The 8,694-nt window shown below is 65.4% G+C and carries 8 protein-coding genes and 1 pseudogene; 2 read left to right on the top strand and 7 right to left on the bottom strand.

The annotated features are described in order from the left end of the window. The 6 genes from WAN71_RS04595 to WAN71_RS04620 all read right to left on the bottom strand — a co-directional run. The coding region (locus WAN71_RS04595) for an acyclic terpene utilization AtuA family protein (RefSeq protein ID WP_422224199.1) at nt 1-435 on the bottom strand (435 nt) is incomplete at its 3' end. Then, nucleotides 435-1,217, bottom strand: a complete 783-nt coding sequence (locus WAN71_RS04600) for a TIGR03084 family metal-binding protein (protein WP_422224200.1) — start codon at nt 1,215-1,217, stop codon at nt 435-437. The genes WAN71_RS04595 and WAN71_RS04600, both read right to left, overlap by 1 nt. Continuing rightward, the gene (locus tag WAN71_RS04605) at nt 1,217-1,663 is read right to left on the bottom strand and encodes an enoyl-CoA hydratase-related protein (protein WP_422224201.1); all 447 of its coding nucleotides are present in this window, start codon (nt 1,661-1,663) and stop codon (nt 1,217-1,219) included. The genes WAN71_RS04600 and WAN71_RS04605 overlap by 1 nt, the downstream gene beginning before the upstream one ends. Further along, nucleotides 1,660-3,645, bottom strand: coding sequence for a biotin carboxylase N-terminal domain-containing protein (locus WAN71_RS04610; RefSeq protein WP_422224202.1), 1,986 nt, complete (start codon nt 3,643-3,645; stop codon nt 1,660-1,662). Before WAN71_RS04610 ends, WAN71_RS04605 begins: the two co-directional genes overlap by 4 nt. A gap of 4 nt (nt 3,646-3,649) precedes the next feature. Then, nucleotides 3,650-5,248 (bottom strand): acyl-CoA carboxylase subunit beta, encoded by a 1,599-nt coding sequence (locus tag WAN71_RS04615; RefSeq protein ID WP_422224203.1) that lies wholly within the window; start codon nt 5,246-5,248, stop codon nt 3,650-3,652. A 407-nt stretch (nt 5,249-5,655) separates the two neighbouring features. Then, a complete protein-coding gene (locus tag WAN71_RS04620; protein ID WP_422224204.1) occupies nt 5,656-6,492 on the bottom strand; it encodes a hypothetical protein in 837 nt (278 codons plus the stop codon). Nucleotides 6,493-6,727: 235 nt separating this feature from the next. Here WAN71_RS04620 and WAN71_RS04625 point away from each other — a divergent pair, with 235 nt between their 5' ends. Further along, nucleotides 6,728-7,132, top strand: coding sequence for a Zn-ribbon domain-containing OB-fold protein (locus tag WAN71_RS04625; protein ID WP_422224205.1), 405 nt, complete (start codon nt 6,728-6,730; stop codon nt 7,130-7,132). After that, nucleotides 7,129-8,295 carry a thiolase C-terminal domain-containing protein gene (locus WAN71_RS04630; RefSeq protein ID WP_422224206.1) on the top strand — a complete coding sequence of 389 codons (1,167 nt, stop codon included), beginning with the start codon at nt 7,129-7,131 and terminating at the stop codon, nt 8,293-8,295. The genes WAN71_RS04625 and WAN71_RS04630 overlap by 4 nt, the downstream gene beginning before the upstream one ends. Nucleotides 8,296-8,394: 99 nt before the next feature. On the opposite strand, the pseudogene WAN71_RS04635 reads toward WAN71_RS04630, so the two are convergent. Beyond that, nucleotides 8,395-8,694, bottom strand: a pseudogene (locus WAN71_RS04635) (TetR/AcrR family transcriptional regulator); the annotation flags it as partial.

Here is an 8,694-nt window from a genome sequence, read left to right on the forward strand (position 1 = left end):
AGCGCCGGCAGTGCAAAGGTCGGCACCGCTGTCGAGGTGGGTGAACGGCGTTCCGGCGGCGCGCATGGCGGCAAGTTGTGGCATCAGGTCGTCGCCGCCGACGTAGGCGACGCTCAATGACACACCGGCGTCGGCGACGACGGCGCGCACCGCGTCTGCCATTCCCGCCGGGTTGAGCCCGCCGGCGTTGGTGATCACTTTGACCCCACGTGCCGCGCACTCGTTGACGACCTGTTTGAATTGGGTGAGAAAGGTTCGGGCGTAACCGCTTTCGGGATCCCGCTGCTTGGCTTTCCAGAGGATCAGCATGGTCAGCTCGGCCAGATAGTCCCCGGTGATGACGTCGACGTCGGCGGCGGCGATTAGCTCACGCATGGCCGCGAGCCGGTCACCGTAGAACGCCGAGGTGTTGGCGATGCGTACCGGGCGCTTCATCAACGTGGCGCCCGCTGCGTCGGCGCCCCGGCGAACGCTTGGGCGATGTCAAGCCAGCGCGATGCGACCGTCCCCTGGGCTTGCAGTGCGGTCTGGGTCCAGTGCCGGCGCTGGGTCACGGTGAGCGCGAAGTCCAGCGCCGGACCGCTAACCCGGTTGGCGGCATCGTCCGGGCCCCAGGTCCAGCTGTCCCCGTCGGGGGAAACCAGTTCGACGCGCACCGAGTCGCCGGGCACCTCGAGCCCGTTGATCGTGTGGGCGAATCCGAACGTAGTCACGCCCAGGTGGGCGATGTTGCGCAGCCCGGGACTGGGCGGGTGCTCGACACCCAGGGCCTCGTAGATGTCGTGACCGTGTGCCCAGGTCTCCATCAGTCGGGCGGTCGCCGAGGACGCCACACTCATATCGGGCCCGAACCACGGCAGCCGCCGACGGGGGTCCTCGCCGGCGAATTCGCCCTGCAGGTCTTGGCGCGCCTCGATAAACCAGGCCAGCAATGCCTCGGGGGTGAGGTTGCGGTGCTGCAAGACGATCCGGTCGGGGAAGTCCATGCCGCCGGTGGTCAATGCGTCGGCCAGGCCGCGGAACTCGTCGGGCGTCGTCATCGCCAGCCGGGCGGCGTCGTCGAAGAACGCCAGGTGCGAGACCTGGTCCTGGATGCTCCACCCCGCGGCAGGCGTCGCCAGCCGCCACTGCTCGTAGGCCAGGCCGTCGAGGTGCTCGATCAGCCGGTCGGACTCGTGCTGCAGATCGGCGAGCAGACCGGGGTAGTCCAGGCCCATCAGGCTCCTTTCCATCGCGGGGGGCGTCCCTCGTTGAACGCACGCGGGCCCTCCTGGGCGTCGTTGCTGAGATAGACTGGCGCCCAGAGAGTTTCGGCAAGTTTGTAAGCCGTGCTCAGCGGATGCTCGGCGGTCAGGGCGGCGGTCTGCTTGCTGGCGGCGACCGACAGCGGCGCGTTGGCGGCGATCTGCTCGGCCAGCGCCTGGGTGACCTCGATGAGTTCGTCGGGCTCGGCGAGCCGGTTGACGAACCCGATCTCGTGGGCGCGCGCGGCCGACAGCGGCGCGCCGGTGAGCACCAGGACCTTGGCGGTGTCGTCGGCGTTGAAGGTGCGGACGCCGTCGAACAGGCCATCGCGCACCGCCTTGTTCAGCGCGTTGCGTGCCTCGGGCCGCTGGATGGTCAACCAGGCGACGCCGTTGCGGACCTGGTAGCTGACGCTCACTGCTCTTCGCCTTGCACGACGGCCAGCACCGCGCCCGAATCGACCTGCTGGCCTTGAGTGACCGGGATCGAGGTGACGACTCCGTCGGCCGGGGCTCGTACGGTGTGCTCCATCTTCATGGCCTCCAGCACCACGATCGGCGTGCCCGCCGCGACCGTGTCGCCTTCGCCGACCGCCACGCGCACGACGGTGCCGGGCATCGAGGCCAGCAGCGAGCCGACTTCGGTCGGTGCGGTGGGGTCGGGGAATCGCTCGACCTCGACCAAGGTGGTCGAACCCAGCGCGCTGTCGATGTACTGCGTTGCGCCGCAGCGCGTCACCGCATAGCGGCGGCGCACGCCGTCGATCTCGGCGTCGACCAGCGTGGCCGAGGCGTTCAGGATCCGTACCTCGCGCGATTCGCCGTCCACTGCCGCGCTCAGCCGACCCCGGTCAAATCGGTAGCTGACGTCGACAGTGTCCTCGCCGAGCGCATACGACACCGTTTGGTCCTGGCAGGACAGGGTGCGCCAGCCCGACGGCAAGCCGGGCAGCACCGCGGTCTGCGCGCGCCGGGCCGCCTGGGCGGCCAGCGCGGCCACCAGGGCGTGGTTGCGCACCGCGGTCCCGCTGCTCCGAGGAGCCGTCAACTGAGCAGGGTCGTGTCGTTCGAGATATCCGGTATCGATGGCGCCGGAACGGAATTCGGCCTCACCGAGAATCCCGACCAACAGGTCGCGGTTGGTGGTCACGCCGTGCACCCGGGTGTCGCGCAACGCGCGCGCGAGCCGGCTGCAGGCCTCATCGCGGGTCGCGCCGTAGCCGATGACCTTGGCCAGCATCGGGTCGTAGAAGGTGCTGACGTGCGAGCCGGAGGTGAATCCGGCGTCTACGCGGATGCCGTCGAACTGCGGGAATTCCAGCGTCGTCAGGGTTCCCGACACGGGAATGAACTCCGCCGCAACGTCTTCGGCATACAGCCGGGCCTCGATGGCGTGCCCGGTAGAGGTGCTGTCCAGCATCTCGGGCGGCAGCGGCGCACCGGAGGCGACGAGCAGTTGCGCGCGGACTAGGTCGATGCCGGTCACCAGTTCGGTGACGGGGTGTTCGACCTGCAGCCGGGTGTTGACTTCCAGGAAGTAGAACGAACCGTCCTGGGCCATAACGAATTCGACGGTGCCCGCACCCTCATAGGACAGCGCCTTGCCGGCGGCCACCGCGGCACGGCCCAGCTCGTCGCGCAGCGCCTGGTCGACGGCAGTCGACGGAGCCTCCTCGATGATCTTCTGATAGCGGCGCTGGATCGAGCATTCCCGCTCGCCCAGGTGCACGACAGTCCCGTGGCTGTCGCCGAAGATCTGCACTTCGATGTGGCGGGGCGCCTCGACGAACTTCTCCAAGAAGACGGTGCCGTCACCGAACGCCGAGGCCGCTTCGCTGTGCGCGCTGGTGACGGCGTCGATCAGTTGCGCTTCGTCGCGCACAATTCGCATGCCGCGGCCACCGCCGCCGAATGCGGCTTTGACCAGAATCGGATAGCCGATGACGCCGGCCGCCGCGCGCAACGCTTCAGGGTCCTCGTCCCGCTCGGATCCCACTGTCGCACCGGGCAGCACGGGTACCCCCGCGGCACGCATCATCTCTTTGGCCGCGATCTTGGATCCCATCGCGTCGATGGCCTGTGGGCTAGGCCCGACGAACACCACGCCCGCGTGCGCGCAGGCACGCGCGAAATCGGCGTTCTCCGAAAGGAAACCGTAGCCGGGGTGTACGGCGTCGGCGCCGGTGCGCGCGGCAGCGGCCAGCACCAGATCTGAGCGTAAGTAGGTGTCGGTAGGCGCCGTGCCGCGCAGGTGCACGGACTCGTCGGCCTGCGCGACGTAGGGGGCGTACTGGTCGGCGTCGGAGAACAGCGCGACGGTGGCGATGTCCATCGCGTGTGCGGTGCGGATGATGCGCGCCGCGATCTCGCCGCGGTTGGCGATGAGCAGTTTGGTGATCACGGTTTCACATCCTGAAGACGCCGAAACCGCGGCGCCCTGCAACAACGTTGGAGTGGGCGGCCGACAGCGCCATGGCGAGCACAGAGCGGGTGTCGCGGGGGTCGATCACGCCGTCGTCGTAGATACGGGCGGAGACGAAGAACGCGTGCGATTCACGTTCGATCTGCTCCTCGATTTCGGCGGTGCGCTTCGCGTCGGCCCCGTGGTCGAATTCGCGCCCGGCGGCCGCGGCGGCCGCCTTGGCGACGATCGACAGCACGCCCGCCAGCTGCGCGGCACCCATCACCGCGAGCTTGGCGTTGACCCAGCTGAACATGAACCGCGGGTCGTAGGCCCGCCCAGACATGCCGTAGTTGCCGGCGCCGAAGGAACCACCCATGTTGATAGTGATGTGCGGCACGGTGCTGTTGGTGACGGCGTTGATCATCTTGGCGCCGTCTTTGATGATGCCGCCCTGCTCGTATGCGGTGCCGACCATGTAGCCGGTAACGTTCTGCAAGAAGATCAACGGGGTGTCGGTCTGATTGGCCAGCAGAATGAATTCGGTTGCCTTCTTTGACTCCTCGCTGAACAGCACCCCTCGGGTGTTGGCCAGGATGCCGACGGGGAAACCGTGGATGCAGGCCCAGCCGGTGGCGATGCTGGTGCCCCAGCGCGGTTTGTATTCAGAGAACCGGGATCCGTCGACGATGCGGGCGATGACTTCGCGTGGGTCGAACGGGACGCGCGAGTCACCCGAAGCGATGCCCAGCAGCTCCTCGGCGTCGTAGAGCGGCTCGTCGGCAGGCTGGCTGGGGCCGGGACCGAGCTTGCGCCAGTTGAGGTGCGCGACGATATCGCGACCGATACGGATTGCGTCGACTTCGTCGATTGCGAAGTAGTCGCCCAGGCCTGAGACGCGGGTGTGCATGTCGGCACCGCCGAGCGCCTCGTCGTCGGCGTCCTCGCCGGTGGCCATCTTCACCAGCGGCGGCCCGCCAAGGAACACCTTGGCCTGCTTATCCACCAGTACCGCGTAGTCGCACATGCCGGGCACGTAGGCGCCGCCGGCGGTGGAGTTGCCGAAGACCAGCGCGATGCTGGGGATGCCCATTGCCGAAAGCTCGGTCAGGTCGTGGAAGATCTTGCCGGCGTAAACGAAAAGGTCTGACTGGGTGGGCAGATCGGCGCCCCCGGACTCGACCAGATACACCACCGGCAGGCGGTTGACGCGCGCGATCTCCAGTGCGCGCAGGTTCTTGCGCAGGGTGTAGGGGTTCATGGTGCCGCCGCGCACCGTCGGATCGTGGGCGATGATCATGCACTCGACATCGCTGATCACCCCGACGCCGGCGACAATCGCGGCGCCGACATTGAACTCTGTACCCCAGGCAGCCAGCGCCGAGAGCTCCATGAATGGTGCGTCGCGGTCCACGAGCAACTCGATGCGTTCGCGCGCCAGCAGCCGGCCGCGGTCGTGGTGGCGCTTGACATACCGGTCCCCACCACCGGCGGCCACGAGCTGCAGCTGCTCATTGAGCGCGGCCACCGCGGCGGACTGTACCTCGTGGTTCTTCAGATAGGTCTCGGAGGTGACATCCACCTCCGATGTCAGGACTGTCATCGCCGCCCTTTGAGGTCAAACTGGAAACGAACACGGTTAGTGAATCCCCATACACTAAACGAAAGCGGACCTAACCGAAAGGGGACGGTAAGAATCACCCCGATTAGCCAGCGCGGCACCGAGCGCTGAGGTTTCGAAGGTACAGCGCTCATCCTAAGAAACATCGCATATATCGCTTCCCGCACAGCCTGCGTCGCACAGACAGTGCAACGCGCAAGGCCATCCGTGGAACCCTTCCACAGCGCCCGGATCACGATGACCCGTGCTGATAAGTTAGTAAATCCGTAATAACTAATTTGCCGATAACAGCAAATGCGACCGCGGCTGTCCAAGACCGGCGACTGGGATCCGTCATCCCGCCACGCGACACCCGTGCCGTTGCCTTGGGCATTTGCGGGTGAATTTGGCTAAAGCTGTTGACCCAGCTCACGTTCTGTGATCGTGACGCCGAATCCGAAGAACTGCCCGGCATCGAAATGCACTTGCCGCCCCCCTGGCTCACCGAATTTATACTGAATGCCGTAGCCGCGGTCGACGATTGCTTTGGTGGCCTCGTCGAGATCGTCGACCTTCCACACCAGCGGTCCGATTCCACCCCGACCTTTGGCTTGGAACAGCGGCGCAATCTGGCTTGTCGCCGACGCGGGCGCCAGAAGCTCGAGCCCCACGAAATCGTCGGTCGATGACAGAATGTCGGGCCCCGGGTAATGACGCGTCGGTGAGAATGACGCGCCCAACAGCTCAGCGAATGCCTCGCGTGCGGACTCTATATGCTCGCCGTCGACCATCAATTCGACTCGCTGAAACTTGGCTCCGAAACTCATGGGCGAGCCCGCATCCTCGCGGCTTTGCTCGGTGAAAGTAATCCCGAATCCAAACAGCTGGTCCTCGTCAAGATGGATCTGGCGCTGGCCGGGCGAGCCGAACTCGTAGACAACACCGTAGCCCTGACTTTCGACAAAAGCGCGGGTTGCATCAAGGTCTTCGACCTCCCAGACGATCGGGCCGATGGAGCCGCGTCGCGGCTTCCTGTCGAAAACCCCTGCTAATGGGCTTGTGTCATCCAGGGGCCCGAACAGCTCGATACCCATCGCGAAGTCGGTCGTTGTACGCACTTTCACGTCGTCCAGGTCCTCAGGCTCAGGGAGATGGCCTCCCAGAGCATCATTGAAAACCTGCACTGCGTCCGGAATGTCCTCTGCCGGCAGCAGCAGTTCGACCCTGTTCAACCGACGCACCCGCACATTTACTCCTGTGAGCCCGATCGACGAAACATAGCGGCTGCTATGTCAGCAGCATCATCGCCGTCCGATTCGCGTACGTCAACCTTCGGCCCGCTACTCCTTGGATGCGTCGCACGCGCGTGTTAGATTTCCCGCATAGTAATTGCTATGTGACCGCGGCAACAACCCCGGAGCAACGCAGCCGGAGTGGGTGGCTTGCGTTCCGCTCATCGAGACCGCTGCGGGAGGTGTGAATATGTTGCCGCGCCCTGCTCCGGTTGTCACCGATGACAACGAGGGATTTTGGATCGCCGCGTCGCAGCGCCGGTTCGTTGCTCAACGCTGTAACGGCTGCGGTCAGCTACACCATCCTCCACGACCGATGTGCCCCAATTGTCGGTCGCTGGACCACGAATGGGTCGAGTTATCGGGGCGGGGGACGCTCTACAGTTACGCCCTCCTTCATTACCCCCAGCACCCGGCGTTCACCTACCCGCTTGTGGCTGCTGTCGTCGAACTCGAGGAGGGTTTGAGGTTCGTGACCAATGTCGTCAACATCGATCCGAACGACCTCGCCATCGGAATGGCGCTTTCGGTGACATTCGTCGAGATTGACGACGAGATGGCGTTGCCTGTGTTCGAACCCCGGCGGGAGTCGTGAGCGCGGAGTTCGCCGATGGGACGGCGATTGTGGGGATCGGCCAGACGGAGTACTCCAAGGCGGCCGGTCGAAGCGAGACCCAGTTGGCCTGCGAGTCGATCACGTCCGCCCTGGCCGACTGCGGACTCCTTCCTGGCGACGTCGACGGACTGGTCAGCTACACCGTTGATCCGGTGGAGGAGACGGAACTGGCCCGCGCCATCGGCTTCCGGGAGATCAAATGGTCGAGCCGCGTTCCCTACGGTGGGGGAGGATCGCAGGGCGTAGTGCAACACGCGGCGGCCGCGGTGGCCTCGGGTGCCGCAGACGTCGTCGTCGCCTACCGGGCGATCAAGGCGCGGTCGGGCCGAAGATTCGGTCGAGCCGACGCGAGGCCGCAAGCGGGCTTCAATCACGCCGGTACGACGGCCGTCCAGTGGTGCATGCCCTACGGCATCTTCACACCGGCGTCGTGGATGGCCCTCAACGTCACGAGGTATATGCACGATTCAGGGGCGACCAGCAAAGATTTCGGCAGGGCCGTGGTCCAGTTCCGTGACTATGCGGCGGCCAATCCGAACTCCCACTTTTATGGCCGTCCGATCACATTGGAAGACCATCAGGCGTCGCGCTGGGTGGCCGAGCCGGGTATCCGACTGTTCGACTGTTGCCAGGAGACCGACGGCTCCGCGGCGTTGGTCATCACCCACGCCGATCGAGCCGCCGATACCTTGGCGCACGTGCGAATTGCCGCAGTCGCCAGCGCGGGACTCTTTGAGGAGGAGATCGCCACCGATCACTACACGCCGAACCTGGCGATCATGGACAGCTCGGTCGTTGTTGCCCGTTCGTTGTTCGGAGGCTGCGATGTGACGCGTGACGATATCGATGTTGCGCTGATCTACGATGCGTTTTCGCCGATGCTGCTGATGCAGCTTGAGGGCCTGGGATTTTGCGGCTTCGGTGAGGCCAAGGACTTCGTCGCCGATGGGCAACTCGGACCAGAGGGTCAACTGCCGTGCAACACCAACGGCGGGCTGATTGGCGAAGGCTACATTCACGGACTGAATCTGACCCTGGAAGCGGTTCGTCAGCTGCGCGGCACCGCGATCAATCAAATCGCAGGTGCCCGCACAGCATTGGTCAGCGCCAGCCGCACCGCAACGATACTGCAGGTCGACTGAGCTCGGTACGCCGGCGATGGACGCAACGGGCTAAGCAAGCGCCGATCAACATGGCGCCGAACGAACCTCGGCCGAGCTCGGCTCGTGGGCGCGGGCGGCCTACCGAGTAGCCATACGCGGCTGGTGGCCGATGCGCAAAATCGCGCGCGCGGCAGCGGTGAGCAGCTCGCGCAGCCGGTCCGCCGCCAGGCCCGTGTTGTGGAATAGCGGTGACTGGATCGCGCCGACCGCGGCGTGCACGATGGTGCGTGCGTCAGCGTCAGACAGGTCCGCGCGCAGCTCGCTGATCAGGTGCACCCACTCTTCGAGGTACAACCGCTGTTTTCGGCGCAGCCGGCGACGGTCTTCGTCGGGCAGATTGTTGATTTCGCTGTAGTAGACCTGGGCGAGTTCACGATC

This window comes from Mycobacterium sp. (assembly GCF_049280035.1).
Lineage (GTDB): Bacteria > Actinomycetota > Actinomycetes > Mycobacteriales > Mycobacteriaceae > Mycobacterium.

Coding starts and splice junctions, on each gene's coding strand:
- WAN71_RS04615 (WP_422224203.1), bottom strand. CDS start 5,248: ATGACAGTCCTGACATCGGAGGTGGATGTCACCTCCGAGACCTATCTG.
- WAN71_RS04600 (WP_422224200.1), bottom strand. CDS start 1,217: ATGGGCCTGGACTACCCCGGTCTGCTCGCCGATCTGCAGCACGAGTCC.
- WAN71_RS04625 (WP_422224205.1), top strand. CDS start 6,728: ATGTTGCCGCGCCCTGCTCCGGTTGTCACCGATGACAACGAGGGATTT.